Raw genomic sequence first — 14067 nt, 5'->3', positions numbered from 1 at the left:
GTTACGGGCTTCTCCAAAGCCCCATGCCCGGGAGCCGCGGGACCTGCCTCCCCGGCGCGAGCCGAGACTACGGACTCCTCCGAAGTCACCGCCCCGCCGAGCCCGGAGCGAGCCGACACCCCAGTCTTGGTCCGGCCGGGTATCGCCCGTTCCTTCGGTCGGGGCGCCTCCGGAGCCGCGTCCGCCACTTGTTCCTGATCCGAGGTGCTCATGAGCCCGGATCGTAATCGCTCTCCCCCGGCCGTGTTCCACCCCGCTGCCGACGGCGACACACCCCCTTCACAACGGGCGCGCGAACGGGTGGGGCGCGCGGGGGACGCGCCGCCCGCGCCGGGCAGCAACGTCGTGGTCCGTCCCCCCTCGGCCACGACGCCCTGCCACCCTTCAGGGGGGTCCGGCCACGCGGACGTCGCGGTGAAAAGCTCCCGGCGGCCACGGAATGACAATCACCGATTCGGGTGGCCGCACCCCCAGGGGTGGATCGAACGCAAGATCACGACGTTCCACCCCACCAGCACGGCCCCGCGAGGTCGCCTGGAACGTTTGAGCGAAGATTCGCCCGCCTCTCACCGTTACGCATGACCCGCCCCGTGAGTTTTCCGAGCACCTGTCCGTACTGATGCCACCGGAGGAGCCCCGTGCGAACCCAACCCACCATCGTCGGCGTACATCTCGTGTTCGAACATCTTGGACGGGTCCTCCTCCAACGGCGCGCCCCGGGCGTCGCGTTCGCGCCGGGCACCTGGCACGTCCCCGCCGGGCATCTGGAGGCCGAGTCGGCGACCGCGTGCGCCGTCCGGGAATCGGGGGACGAGCTCGGCGTGCAGATCGAGGCGCAGGACCTCCGCCTCGTCCACGTGCTCCACTACCGCGGCACCGCCGCCGGCACCCCCCGTATGCAGCTGTTCTTCCGCGTCCTGGCCTATCGCGGAACGCCCAGGATCTGCGCACCCGACCGGCACACCGCACTGGAATGGCACCCCTACGCGGCGCTGCCCGCCCCGCTCGTCGACTACACCGCCGTCGCCCTGACCGCCATCGCCGCGAACCGCCCGTACGCCGCCATGGGGTGGGGTGCATGAGCACACCCAAGTCGGCGCCTGCCATGACCGGTTCGGCCGCGGCCGCTTTCATCCAGCGCGACGACGGCCGCGTCCTCCTCGTGCACCACGCCGGCACCCGGCGCTGGGTCATGCCCGGAGGCAAGGCCGACGACGGCCCGTACGGCGGCGAGACGCCCCGCCAGTGCTGTGAGCGCGAGGGCCGCGAAGAGACCGGTGTGCGGGTCACCGCGGGCCGGCTTCTGGTGGTGCAGTGGCTGTCCATCGGCCGCCACGGCGCCTACGCACCCCAGCCGTTCGCCTGCCATCTCTTCGTCTTCGCCGCCACCATCACTCGCGATGATCACCTCAACATCCGTACGCCAGAAGGGGAGTTGCTCGGCTGGGAGTGGTGGGACCCGGCCGAGGCGACCGGCGCGATGGACGCGGCCAACGGCCGCCTGCTGCGCGCCGCGACCCGCGCCGCGGCGGGTCACGAGGCCGCACCGGCCTATCTGGAAGAGCTGCCCACCGCCGATGCCGCCGCAGATGCCGCCACCGGGGGTGTCCGCCAGTGAAACTCACCCGCAAACAGGGGCAGGTGGCCCAGCCCGCGAGCTCGACCTCCACGCCCACCTCCACGCCCACGCCCACGCCCACTTCCACCTCCGCTTCCACCCCACCCCCTGCCTCCGCCTCCACCCCCACGTCCGCCTCCGAGGAAGCGCTGTTCGGTGGCTCGCTCCGCTACGACCTCGGCTGGAACAAGCACGACGACGCGTTCCTCGAACTGGGCCTGCGAGCCATGCTGTTGCGCCTGCCCCGGCTGGTCGCCCTCACCGTGAAGCTGGCGTGGCAGGCCGACCGGCAGGCGCTGCGCCTGGTCACCGGCGCGGAAATCGGCCGGGGCAGCTGCCAGGCCATCGGCCTGATCGCCGTCAACCAGGCGCTCTCGCACCTGTTGTCCGGCGGCAGCACCGCCCAGCGGCTCACCGCGGCGAGCGGGGCGATCGCCGCGACCGCGGCCACGGCCGGCGTCGGCGCGGTGCTGCGGGCCCTGTCCACCGCGGGGACAGGACGCCTGGAGCCGAAGGTCGAGCGGGTGGCCACCGAGCAGTACCTCACGCACACCGCCGCCGTGGAGCTCGCCGCCATCGAGGACGACGACTTCCACCGCCTCCTCGACAGCGCGTCCTACGGCGCCGGGTCGGCGCGGCGGCTGGTCAAGTACGTCCAGAACATCGTCAGCGGCCTGCTGTCGCTGGCCGCCGCCGCGGGGGTGCTGGCCGTCCTGCACCCCCTGCTGATCGTGCTGCTGATCGCGATGACGGTGCCGAGTTCCTGGGCCGCCCTGAGCGTGGCCCGGCGCCGCTACGCCTCGTTCCAGACCTGGGTGCAGCACTCGCGGGCCGGTCAGCTGATCAGCCGTCTGCTGATGTCGACGGAGGCCGCCGCCGAGATCCGGGTGCACGACGTGGGACCGTATCTGCTGCACCATTTCCGGCAGATGTCGATGGACCAGGAGGCCGAGCAGCGCAGACTCGCCCACCTCGCCGCGCGCACCGGCCTGGTCGCCGCGGGCTGGACGGGGCTCGCGACCGCGGCCGCGTACGCCACTCTGGGCGGCCTGTTGTGGAGCGGGGCAATGGCGCTGTCCGTCGGCGGGACCGCGATCCTCGCCATCCGCGCCGGTTCCTCCAGCCTGTCCAACCTCGTCCTGCAGATCAACTATTGCCACGAGGAGTCCCTGTTCGTCGCCGACCTCCACGAGCTGTGCGCGGAAGCGACCGTGCGCGCGATCCCCGTCGGAGGGCAGGCGCTTCCCGTGAAACCGCGAGAGATCCGTTTCGAGAAGGTGGTGTTCACCTACCCGGGCAAGGAGTCCGGGCCGTCGAAGGACGCCAGGCGCGCGCTGGACGGCGTCGATCTCACCATTCCCACCGGGAAGATCGTCGCCCTGTGCGGGGAGAACGGCTCCGGCAAGTCCACCCTGGTGAAGCTGCTCGCCGGGCTCTACCAACCGGACGCCGGACGCATCCTGTGGGACGACGTCGACACCCGCACCGCCGACCGGCAGGAGCTCGTCTCACGGATCGCCATGGTCGGTCAGGACTTCTACCGCTGGCCGTTCACCGCCGAGGTGAACGTCTGCATCGGGCGCACCGACATCCCGCCGAGCGCCGAACGGCGCGACCGGGCCGCGCGGTACGCCGGAGCCGAGAAGCTCGTCGCCGAACTGCCGCACGGCTGGAACACCCTCCTCGCCCGCGGCTACAAGGACGGCCACAATCCGTCCGGCGGCGAATGGCAGCGGCTCGGCATCGGCCGGGCCCACTACCGGGGCGGGGAGATCCTCATCGTGGACGAACCGACCTCCGCCCTTGACGCCAAGGCCGAGCAGAAGCTGTTCGACAGGTTCCGCAGCCTCGCGGACGAGGGCCAGACGGTCATCCTCATCACCCATCGGCTCGGCTCCGTCCGCACCGCGGACCTCATCCACGTACTCGACCGGGGGCGGGTCGTCGAGAGCGGTACCTTCACCGAGCTGCTGTCGGACGAGGCGCAGGGGGTGTTCAGGAGCCTGTACGAACTCCAGGCCGCCCAGTACCGCCCGACCGGAGCGACGGGCCTACCGCGCCAGGCCACCGGCCCCGCGGCGGCTGAGGGAGCCCCGACCTGACGCGGTTCGGCCCTCCGTAGAAGTGCCTAACTACCCTCCTTCGAAGCCGAGTTGGCCGCCCGGACGGACCCGGCGGCCACCTCGCCTGCGCTCCGGCCCCCGCCGGCCGTCAGGGCAGAAGTTCGACGTATCCGTCGGTCCCGTGCACGCGGATCCGCTGCCCGTCGCGGATCAGCCGGGTGGCCCGCTCCACGCCCACGATGGCCGGGAGCCCGTACTCCCGGGCGATCACCGCGCCATGGGTCATCACCCCGCCGACCTCCGTCACCAGGCCCGCGATCCCGACGAACAGCGGCGACCAGCTGGGGTCCGTGAACGTCGTGACCAGGATGTCGCCCGCTTCGAGGTCGGCGTCGGCCATGTCGAGGACGACGCGGGCCCGCCCCTCGACGGTCCCGGCGGAGACCGGGATGCCGAGGAGGGCCCCGGCCGGCGCGTCGTCGCGCCGGTACGCCCCGGTGAGGGCCTCGCCGTCCGAGGTGAGCACGCGCGGTGGCGTCAGCGCCTCGTACGACCGGAACGCGTCCTCGCGCTCCTTGATGAGGCGTCGGTCCACGTGGTGCGAGCGCACGACGGCGTGGAATTCCTCGACCGTGAGGTAGTAGACGTCCTCCCGATCGTTCAGCACACCGGCCCGCACGAGGCGGTCGGCCTCCGCGAGCAGCGCCCGCTTGTACACGAAGTACCGGCTGATGAGGTTGTACTTGGGGTACTCCCGGTATCCGACGAAGGTCCGCACCCGGTCGATCATCCGCTTGGTCTCGTCGGCCTTGCGGTCCCCGTCCGGCAGGGCCCGCAGGCGCGACAGCACGTCCTGTTCCTTCTGCCACGCCTTCTGCCGGCCCTGCTCGAAGCGGCGTCCGGCGGCGCCCGCCTCGAAGTTCCCGACGTTGTCCAGGATGACGGGGACGAGGGTCGCGGGGCGCTCGCTCCAGCGCGGCCTCGTGATGTCGATCTCTCCGACGCAGCGCATCCCGTACCGGTCGAGATAGGCGACGATGGCGTCGCGGGTCTCGGTCCCGCCCGGGAGCTTCGGCAGTTCGTCCAGGAAACCGTCGCCCTCGACACCCTCCAGGAACGCGACGACCTCGGGATGCGGGCGGACCACGTCGGCGACGTCGAGCAGCGCGAGGCCCATCTCTGACGTGATGTTGTCGGGGGCGGACAGGGTGAGGGTGTCGGCCGCGTTCTTCTCGCCCAGCCACTCCCGCAGCCTGTCGTTGAGCCACCAGGTGGCCTCCATCCCCGCCATGATCGCCTGCATGCTCAGCGGATCGCTCAGGACCCGCTTGTGCTCCTCGAACGCCTCGGCCAGGAAGTCGAACAGCGCCGGCCCCGACTTCGTCCGGATGTCGTTCTTCAACGCGGCGAGCGAGGTCCGGCTGCGCTCGATCAGCTCGGTGACGATGGCCGGATCGGTCTCGATGGGGGTGGGCCGGCCACCGGCCGGAGCTGTACCGGCAGGCGGGCCGCCGGACGACGGCTTGCCGGACGACGGCCTGCCGGTGCCCGGGTCCGGCAGGGTCCGGACGAAGCCGTCGCGTTCCAGGACGGTCTCCAGCGCGTCCCGGGTCAGCGGATCGCCTTTCCCGATGAGATCCAGAAGCGCGGCGCGGCTCGTGGGTGACGCCAGACGCGGGGTGGCGTCGACGAACAGCCTGCCGCCCGCCTCGCACATCGTCGCGATGGCCGTCGACCGCCACACCGAGAGCCCCAGGGGCTTCATGGCGTCGGTCATCATCTGCTGGTGGCCGACGGAGAGGTAGACGTGGTTCTCCTCGTCGCGGCGCTCGGGCACCGGAAACAGCGTCGTGACGGGCCGGCTCTGCACGATGTGGAAGGCATCGTCGGCCAGGCACCACTCGATGTCCTGCGGGCGCCCGAAGTGCGCTTCGATCCGCCTCCCCAGCCGTACGAGCCGCAAGGCCTGCGCATCGGTCAGGGCCGGCTCCTCCTGCCGCTCCGCGTCGACGGCGACTTCGCGCGTACCGCCGGTCGGCAGGGCGTCGACGGCCCGGTGTTTGGCGGCGATCGACCGGGAGACGATCTCGCCGTCGCGCACCGTGAAGACGTCGGGGTTGACCAGCCCGGAGACCAGGGCCTCGCCGAGTCCGAAGCCGGCGTCCACGGTGGCGACCTTGCGGTTGCCGGTGACGGGGTCGGCCGTGAACAGGATGCCCGAAGCTTCGGGGAAGACCATCCGCTGCACGACCACCGCCATGTGCACCGCACGGTGGTCGATGCCGTTGCGCCGGCGGTAGATCACGGCACGCTCGGTGAACAGCGAGGCCCAGCACCGGCTGATGTGCGCGAGGACCGCGGCAGGCCCCAGCACGTTCAGGTAGGTGTCCTGCTGTCCGGCGAAGGACGCGGTGGGCAGGTCCTCCGCCGTCGCGCTGGACCGTACGGCGTACGCGGCCCGCTCACCGAACCGGGCGAGCGCGCGGGCGATCTCCGCCGCGACGTCGTCCGGAACGGAGATCTCCGCCACGGCCCGGCGGAGCTCCGCGCTGAGGATGCCGGTCCCCTCCCGGTCGTCCGGGTCCACGTCCGCCAGCCGATCGAGCAGGGCCTCGACGGACGGCGGCCCAGCCAGGACCCGCCGGAAGGCGTCCGTCGTCACGCAGAAGCCGGCCGGCACGTCGACACCGTCGATCCGCGACAACTCGCCCAGATGCGCGCCCTTGCCGCCCACCAGGGCGACCCGGGTCGCGTCGGCCTTCTGAAGATCCAGCACGTACTGCGCGGTCAAAGCGATACCTCCGAGGGGCGCCATGCCCCGTTGTGTTCCTGTTTTCGCTGACCCGGCCGACCCGAACAGGCCGGCCGACCCGACTGATTCGACGTGCACGCGCAGTCGATGTCCCGACAGCGACACGCTCCCGCCACCTCCCCGTTCACGCAGGTGGGGGCGGAGGTCGACGATTGTGCGCCCAGACCGGGGCCTTGTGGCAAGCCCCCCTGTGCGCTATACGTTGAGAGAGGCAGGGAGAGACATCTCCCTGCCTTTGTCATGTGGTGTCACGTGGCCGCCCGCGCGCATCGAGCCCGACCGCGTGCCGCCCATCGCCACGGCCTTCGGCACCACCTCCACCGGCACGCCCATCGACAGATGACGAAAAACCACCTCCGACCTTTCATACATCTGTACGAAGTGGGGGCGGGGAGCTTCTGCGAGAGTGCCGTTCGCGACAAAGTGCCGTGTCCACAGGGGAGTTGAGCGGCCGGGCGGCGCCGTTGGGTCCGCGATGAGCCGTAGGCGATCCACGCCGTGACCAGGCGTGGAGATTTTTCCGCACGGTATAGCCCACCGACCCACGGGGCGCCGACCGCCGGCGGTCGAGGGGAACTTGAGTGACGCATTCGCTTCAGGAGGCTGTTGTGACGGAAGAAACAGACGAGAACAAGACGCGGAAGAACGGCCTGCACGGGGGCGTGAGCACGGAGCTCACCGAGAACATGCGGCAGGGCTGGGCCGACACCGAACGCCGCCACCTCGAACCCGTCGCGCAGGCACCACACACCGCGCGCCGCCGGGCGGCGATCTCGGGCCGGTTCCCCGGCGAGCTGCTCGTGATCCCGGCCGGCAACCCGAAGGTGCGCTCCAACGACACGGACTACCCCTTCCGCCCGTCGTCGGAGTATGTGTATCTGACGGGAGATCAGTCCCAGGACGCCGTCCTGGTCCTCGAACCCCGCGCAGCCGGCGGGCACGAGGCCGTCGCCTACCTCCTCCCCCGCTCCGACCGCGAGTCCGGCGAGTTCTGGCTCGACTACCACGGTGAACTCTGGGACGGTCGCCGCAACAGCCTCGCCGAGAACGAGCAGCTCCTCGGAGTGCCGTGCCGCGATGTCCGCACCCTGACCGAGCGGCTCGCCGAGGCCACCGGGCCGATCCGTCTGCTGCGCGGGTACGACGCGGGGACCGACGCCGCCCTGCGCGACAAGGTGACCGCCGAGCGGGACATCGAGTTCCGCGTCGCACTGTCCGAACTGCGCCTGATCAAGGACGAGTTCGAGATCGCGGACCTGCGCCACGCCTGCCAGGCCACAGCCCGGGGCTTCGAGGACGTGGTGAAGATCCTCGGCACGGACACCCCGACACCGGAGCGGGCCATCGAGGGCACGTTCTGGATGCGCGCACGGATCGAGGGCAACGACGTGGGCTACGCCTCGGTCTGCGCCGCGGGCCCGCACGCCACGACGCTGCACTGGGTCCGCAACGACGGCGAGGCCCGCCCGGGCGATCTCCTGCTGCTCGACGCCGGCGTGGAGAGCCGCAACCTCTACACCGCCGACGTCACCCGCACCCTGCCCGTCGACGGCCGCTTCACCCCGGTGCAGCGCCAGGTGTACGACGCGGTATACGCGGCCCAGTCGGCCGGCATCGCCGCCGTCAAGCCGGGCGCCAAGTACCGGGACTTCCACCACGCCGCCCAGCGTGTACTGACCGAACACCTCGCCTCCTGGGGCCTGTTCGGTGGCCGTTCGGTGGACGAGGCGTACGAACTCGGGCTGTTCCGGCGCTGGACCCTCGCCGGCACCGGGCACATGATCGGCCTCGACGTCCATGACTGCGCCAAGGCCCGCACCGAGCTGTATGTGGAAGGCACCCTTGAAGCGGGCATGGTGCTCACCGTCGAGCCGGGCCTGTACTTCCAGTCGGACGACCTGACCGTGCCCGAGGAGTTCCGCGGCATCGGCGTCCGCATCGAGGACGACCTCCTGGTCACCGAGGACGGCAACGAGAACCTCTCCGCCGGCCTCCCGCGCTCCGCCGACGACGTGGAGGCCTGGATGGCGCGGCTGCGGAGCTGAGCGCAGCCGAGAACGCCCGCCGCGGCCCGGCCCGCATCGACGGGACGGGGGCCGGGCCACGGCCGGTTGGGTTCTCGGGTTTCTCTGTGAGAACGGACCATCACACGACGGGACGTGAGCGATGCAACAGCAGGACGGCGTGCGTGGATTGCGCAGCCACGATCATCAAATACCGGACGCGGTCGCCGAGGTGTTCCGGCACGGCTGGGCCGATACCGGCCTGTCGCCGCGGCCGCTGCCGGGGGCCGCGTGGGCGGCCAAACGGCGCGCGGCGCTCTCCGAGCGGTTCCCCGGCGAGCGGATCGTCATTCCGTCGGGCGGCATCAAGACCCGCAGCAACGACTTCGACTACGCGTTCCGGCCGCACTCCGCGTACATCCACCTCACCGCCGAGCAGGGCACGCGGGCGGTGCCGGACAGTGTGCTGGTCTTCGAGCCGACGGGCCACGGGCACGAGGTCACCCTGTTCACCCGGCCGCGGTCACCGCGCGACGCCGGGCCGCACGGTGCGGAGCTCTACAGCGACCGCCGGCACGGCGAGTTCTGGGTCGGCCGGCGCCGTACGCTCACGGAGACCGCGGGCGCCCTGGGCGTCGAGGCGGTCTCCCGCGACCACCTGGAGCGTGCGCTGGCCGGCGGGGTGCCGACGCGGGCCGTGCGCGGCGAGGACCCGGTGGTGGACGCCCTGGTGGCGCCGTCCGCGCTCGCCGACACCGAACTGCTCGCCTTCCTCGCGGAGCAGCGGCTCGTCAAGGACGCGTGGGAGATCGAGCAGGTGCGGGCGGCCGTCCAGCACACGGTGGCCGGTTTTCACGACGTCGCCGCCGAACTGCCGTACGCCATGCGTGTCGAGCGGGGTGAGCGCTGGGTGGAGGGGACCTTCAACCGGAGGGCCCGGATGGAGGGTTACGGCCTGGGGTTCGAGACGATCGCCGCGGCCGGCGCGCACGCGTGCGTGCTGCACTGGATGCACAACGACGGTCCGGTGCGCGACGGTGAGCTGCTGCTGCTCGACGCGGGCGTCGAGGCCGACTCGTTCTACACCGGGGACGTCACCCGGACGCTGCCCGTCGGGGGGCGCTTCACGGATGTCCAACGCCGCGTGTACGAGCTGGTGTTCGCCGCCCAGTCGGCGGGCATCGCCGCGCTGCGACCGGGCGCGCCGTACGGCGCGTTCCACGACGCCGCGACGCGCGTCATCGCGGAAGGGCTGGACGCCTGGGGGCTGCGGCCGGGCGGCGACGCCGTCACGCACGAGCCCGCCCTGTACCGCAGGTACACCGTCTGCGGCACGGGCCACATGCTCGGTCTCGACTGCCACGACTGCGCCGCGGCCCGCAGCGAGACATACGCCCAAGGCGTGCTCCAGGAGGGCCATGTGCTCACCGTCGAGCCCGGACTGTACTTCCAGGCCGACGACTTGACGATCCCTCAGGAGTTGCGGGGTATCGGTGTGCGCATCGAGGACGACTTCCTCATCACGGCCGACGGCGCCGAGTGCCTGTCGTCGGGCCTGCCGCGCGGCGCCGACGACATCGAGGCGTGGATGGGCGCGTTGCGGTGAGAGCACCCCGCCCCCTGGTCGACCAGGTCTGCGGACAGCTGCGTAAGGGCGGCGCGGTGGCGGAGGTGGGGCCCACCCGGTTCGGCAACGCGTTTCACCGAGGCGGTCGGCGCTCTCGGTGTGCACGAGGGCCGGGTGCCGTCCCTGTCGCCGGAGTTCCTCGCCAAGTGCGTCGCGGACCTGAGGCTGCACGGTCCGCTCCGACAACCGAGAGCTGGGGGTACGGGGGATTCGGTTACAGACGGCGCCAGCGCGCGGAGGCGAAGGAGAAGACGCCGAAGAGGATCAGGCCGAGGGCGACGGCGAGCAGGAGCCAGGGGCCCATGGGGGTGGCCGCGAGGCTGCGCAGGGTCGCGTCCATGCCCTTGGCCTGATTGGGATCGAAGCGTACGGCGGCCACCAGGACGAAGACCCCGGCCGCGGCGAACACGATGCCGCGCGCCACTCCGCCGCCCACGCCGAGCGCGGTGACCGCCATCTTCGTACGGGAGCTCATCGTGGCCGTGTTCAGCTGGCGCAGGAAGCGCCGCATGGCGGCGCGGACGGCGAGAGTGAGGCCCACACCGATCAGGACGCAGCCCGCCGCGCCCACCAGGAACCGGCCGAAGGAGAGTTTGAGGGCGGTGGCCGTCCAGTCGCGGGACTTGGCGTCGCCGTCGGAGCCGCCGCTGTCACCGGTCGCGAAGGTGGCGGTGGCCCAGCAGACCGAGGCGTAGAACACGGCCCGGCCGGCGTCCAGTACACGCGAACCGGCCTTGCCCTTCCGCCCCCTGGTGAGCACCGCACGGGCACCGCGCCACAGCGCCATGCAGCCGAAGCCGACGACGAGCAGCCACAGCATCACCTTCCCGAAGGGCTGCGCCGCGACCTGGTTGAGGGCGCCCTGCCGGTCGGCCTGCCCGCCGCTGCCGACGGCTATCCGTATCGCCAGCATGCCGATGAGGACGTAGACGACGCCGCGGGCGACGAATCCCGCTCGCCCGGCCGCGCTCAGCGTCTCCTTCTGGGCGTTGCGCCGGGTGAACGTGCGGCTCACGGACGCCAACGCCCTGCTTCCAGCTCCTTGGTGACGTGCGTGGGACGAGCTCACGATGCCCTCCTTCGGGGCCGAACGCGCCATGTGGGACGGCGGGTTGCCTGCCAAGAACACGGTCAGCCGATAGGACGACGACCACGACGGTCACGGGGAGCGGCGCGCCGTGTGCTTGCGGCGGCCCGCCCCGTGTGCACGTCGAGTGTGCCCCCGGCTGCGGTCGTCAACCGGCCGGGCGGTCACTCCGTCCACTGGCAGAGGCGAGCGGGTCCGGCTCAGGCGGCTCGCGCCAGGCAGTCCTCCACCACCTTGCGGTCCAGCGCGGCGCGCACGAGCGCCGCCGCCAGTTCGGCGTGCGGGGTGTCGCCGGCGAGGCGGGCGAGCGCGGTCGGGTCCTCGGGCAGGCCCAGCCGTTCGGCGCCCTCGATGGCCTTCGCGTCCAGGAAGGGCGCGTACTCGGGCCAGACGTCCTGGACTTCACGGAGAAAGATGTTGGCCCCGGCAGGACCGAGGCCCGGGGTCCGGCGCAGGAGGCCGCGCAGCTCGTCCGCGTCGCCGTCCGCCTGCTTCCGCAGGTTGCGCAGGTCGCCGCCCCACTCGTCGAGCAACAGCCGTGCCCCGTCGCCCAGTTGGGTCGCGGTACGTTCGTCGTAGCGCCGGTAGCCACCCTCCCCCAGCACGTCGACGCGCCGCTGCCACGTCGCATCGGCCATACGGCGGGGATCGCGCAGGCCGGCCTCGTACAGCGCCCTGGACGTCGCCACCGCCACGGAGGCCCGGATCCGCGCGCTGAGCAGATCGGCCAGGACCAGCGTCCGGTACAGCGGCTGGGGGGTGTTCTGGAGCCGGATGCCCGCTTCGGCCGCGTAGGTCTGTCCGTACCGCCGCACCAGGGTACGCATCACGTTCGCGCGCTCGGTCATGGCTCGGGGTGCTCCCTTGCGTTGTTTGGCGGCCCGGTCACCGTGGACCACCGCCTTGCGGATTCCAGGTCTGGGCGTCCGGCGCCTCGGCCATCTGCCGCAGGGTGCGGCCGCTGTGCACCGAGCGGGCCCGCCGGGGGTCGGGGGTGCCGCCGTGGGTGGCGGCGCGGCCCGAGCCGGTGCGCACCAGCAGCCACGTCGGCCTGGCGGCCGGGCCGTCGCGCTCTTCCTCGCGCCCGTGGAACCGGGTCAGGGCGTACTGCCCGCGGAGCTTCTCGCCGTGCAGGTCGAACGTGGCGTGTCCATGCTCCAGGGCCTGCCCGAAGGGCACCGGCCGGTGGTGCTTGTCATGGCTGGTGGGCCGGTAAGTACCGCGGTCCCAGACGATGACGGTCCCGCCGCCGTACTCGCCGCGGGGGATCACCCCCTCGAAGTCCAGGTAGTCCAATGGGTGATCCTCGGTGGGGATGGCGAGTCGCTTGTCCCGCGGGTCGGTGGACGGCCCCTTGGGGACCGACCAGGACTTGAGCACCCCGTCGACCTCCAGCCGGAAATCGAAGTGCAGGGAACTCGCATCGTGGATCTGCACCACGAACGAGGGCTCGTCGCGACCGGTGCCCGTGCGGCCGTCCGCGGAGTTCCGGCCGCTCGGTTCGCTCGTCCTGTCGAAGTGCCGCTTCCCGCGGTACGTGCGCAGGTCATCCTTCTCACCCACGGTGTCCTCCTCCTTCCGGGCCCTCGGGCGCGTGGGGCCGGCCGGGCGCACGGGGCCCACCGGGCGCGTGGGGTCCGCCCGTACCCCGGACCCCGCCGGTCATGCACGCCTCGTGTCTCATCATGGCCCGCCGCGGTGTCCGGGGCATCAGCAGCCTTGTTTGCTACGGCGGCGGCTGCTTGAGTGGTGCGATGACCGGCGCACCGTCCCTGTCGGTCACGAAGTCGCGGTGGACCGGCTTCTCGTCCGTCGGCCCGGGACGGTTCGGGCATGCGATGCCGTCGCCGTCGCGGTCGAGTCCGTTGGGGTCGAGTGCGTCCGGAAGAACAGCGATACACCGATCGTCCAGTTGCACTCGCGCGGCCTGCGGAAGGAACCCGTAAAGAAGATCCGCAGCATGTGCACGCTGATCGCGGCCATGAAGACCAACGCCACCCAGTGATGCGTCTGCCGCATCAGCAGGCCGCCGCGAATGTCGAGGGTGATGTTCAGAGTCGAGCTGTACGCCGTCGACATGGGCAGGCCCTGGAGCGGAACGTAACTGCCGTTGTACAGCAGCTCCTTCGTGCCCGGCTCGAAAAACAGGGTCAGCCACGTACCGGTGAGCATCAGGACCACCAGGCTGTACAGCGCCAGTTCCCCCAGAAGGAAGCTCCAGTGGTCGGGAAACGCCTTCCGCAGCAGCGCCTTGGCAGCCTCAGCCAATGGGGAGCGCCGATCCACCATGGTGAATCCGGTCCGTACGGCAGCGCGCGCGGCAATACGGGCGCGCTGTCGCAGCTATGGGGATCACCGCTGAACCGCCGGCGGCTCTCCTGCCCGACAACGGATTCGTTGATCTTCACGCTGCCCACACTTACCGAATCGTTACCTAAGGACGGAAACCAGCCTCGCGGCACACGGATCAGAGAACAATCAGTAGCGAATCGGACACCACGACCGCCGAAACCGACACCCGGCTGCCCGCGGTAGCCACCGGGTGGCCGGCAACCTGGCCTCCACCAGATCGCCTTGATCTCACGTCGTGTTCCCGCTGCTAGCGTCCTGTGTGTCTCAGACGTGACGCATAGGGGGGCGCTGTCATGCGCCGGAAGATCGAGGCAGGTCGTTGACTCGTACACACCGCAGGTCGGGGAAGGCACTTCCGATCGGCATAGCAGCGACGCTCATCGCGGGATCCGTGGCGGCCATCGGAACGTTCGCGCTGGCGGATCCGTCCAGCAGTGCGGCTGCTGCGTTGGATCCGGCCGCGGGACTGCAGCGGGAGTTCGCGGACGCCGCGCAGGAATTCCAC

Annotated in this window: 9 protein-coding genes and 1 pseudogene; 5 read left to right on the top strand and 5 right to left on the bottom strand. The window is 71.2% G+C overall.

Translation table 11 applies throughout. The features are described from left to right. Positions 1-638 precede the first annotated feature (638 nt). The 3 genes from AB0D31_RS06720 (at position 639) to AB0D31_RS06710 (ending at position 3720) form a co-directional block, all read left to right on the top strand. Positions 639-1082, top strand: a complete 444-nt coding sequence (locus tag AB0D31_RS06720; RefSeq protein ID WP_362717964.1) for an NUDIX domain-containing protein — start codon at positions 639-641, stop codon at positions 1080-1082. Beyond that, positions 1079-1618, top strand: a complete 540-nt coding sequence (locus AB0D31_RS06715; protein WP_362717962.1) for an NUDIX hydrolase — start codon at positions 1079-1081, stop codon at positions 1616-1618. Before AB0D31_RS06720 ends, AB0D31_RS06715 begins: the two co-directional genes overlap by 4 nt. 149 nt (positions 1619-1767) lie before the next feature. After that, positions 1768-3720 carry an ABC transporter ATP-binding protein gene (locus AB0D31_RS06710; RefSeq protein WP_362718234.1) on the top strand — a complete coding sequence of 651 codons (1953 nt, stop codon included), beginning with the start codon at positions 1768-1770 and terminating at the stop codon, positions 3718-3720. Between the two features lie 109 nt (positions 3721-3829). On the opposite strand, the gene rph is transcribed toward AB0D31_RS06710, so the two are convergent. Continuing rightward, complete coding sequence (gene rph / locus AB0D31_RS06705) at positions 3830-6472, bottom strand: rifamycin-inactivating phosphotransferase (RefSeq protein ID WP_362718231.1); 2643 nt, start codon at positions 6470-6472, stop codon at positions 3830-3832. Between the two features lie 629 nt (positions 6473-7101). On the opposite strand from rph, the gene AB0D31_RS06700 reads away from it, so the two are divergent. Together AB0D31_RS06700 and AB0D31_RS06695 are read left to right on the top strand one after the other, a co-directional pair. Next, positions 7102-8538, top strand: a complete 1437-nt coding sequence (locus AB0D31_RS06700) for an aminopeptidase P family protein (RefSeq protein ID WP_362717959.1) — start codon at positions 7102-7104, stop codon at positions 8536-8538. A 121-nt stretch (positions 8539-8659) separates the two neighbouring features. Beyond that, positions 8660-10102, top strand: coding sequence for an aminopeptidase P family protein (locus AB0D31_RS06695; RefSeq protein ID WP_362717956.1), 1443 nt, complete (start codon positions 8660-8662; stop codon positions 10100-10102). Between the two features lie 235 nt (positions 10103-10337). Here AB0D31_RS06695 and AB0D31_RS06690 read toward each other — a convergent pair whose 3' ends face one another. The 4 genes and pseudogenes from AB0D31_RS06690 to AB0D31_RS06675 all read right to left on the bottom strand — a co-directional run. Then, a complete protein-coding gene (locus AB0D31_RS06690; RefSeq protein ID WP_362717954.1) occupies positions 10338-11138 on the bottom strand; it encodes a DUF1206 domain-containing protein in 801 nt (266 codons plus the stop codon). Positions 11139-11410: 272 nt separating this feature from the next. Further along, positions 11411-12058, bottom strand: coding sequence for an endonuclease (locus AB0D31_RS06685; RefSeq protein ID WP_362717951.1), 648 nt, complete (start codon positions 12056-12058; stop codon positions 11411-11413). Between the two features lie 37 nt (positions 12059-12095). Continuing rightward, positions 12096-12773 carry a DNA polymerase ligase N-terminal domain-containing protein gene (locus tag AB0D31_RS06680; RefSeq protein ID WP_362717948.1) on the bottom strand — a complete coding sequence of 226 codons (678 nt, stop codon included), beginning with the start codon at positions 12771-12773 and terminating at the stop codon, positions 12096-12098. Between the two features lie 324 nt (positions 12774-13097). Beyond that, a pseudogene (locus AB0D31_RS06675) lies at positions 13098-13499 on the bottom strand (cytochrome b N-terminal domain-containing protein); the annotation flags it as partial. Positions 13500-14067: the final 568 nt, after the last annotated feature.

This window comes from Streptomyces sp. NPDC048361 (assembly GCF_040651795.1).
Taxonomy (GTDB): Bacteria; Actinomycetota; Actinomycetes; order Streptomycetales; family Streptomycetaceae; genus Streptomyces.
This window is presented reverse-complemented; position numbering and strand designations above follow the sequence as displayed.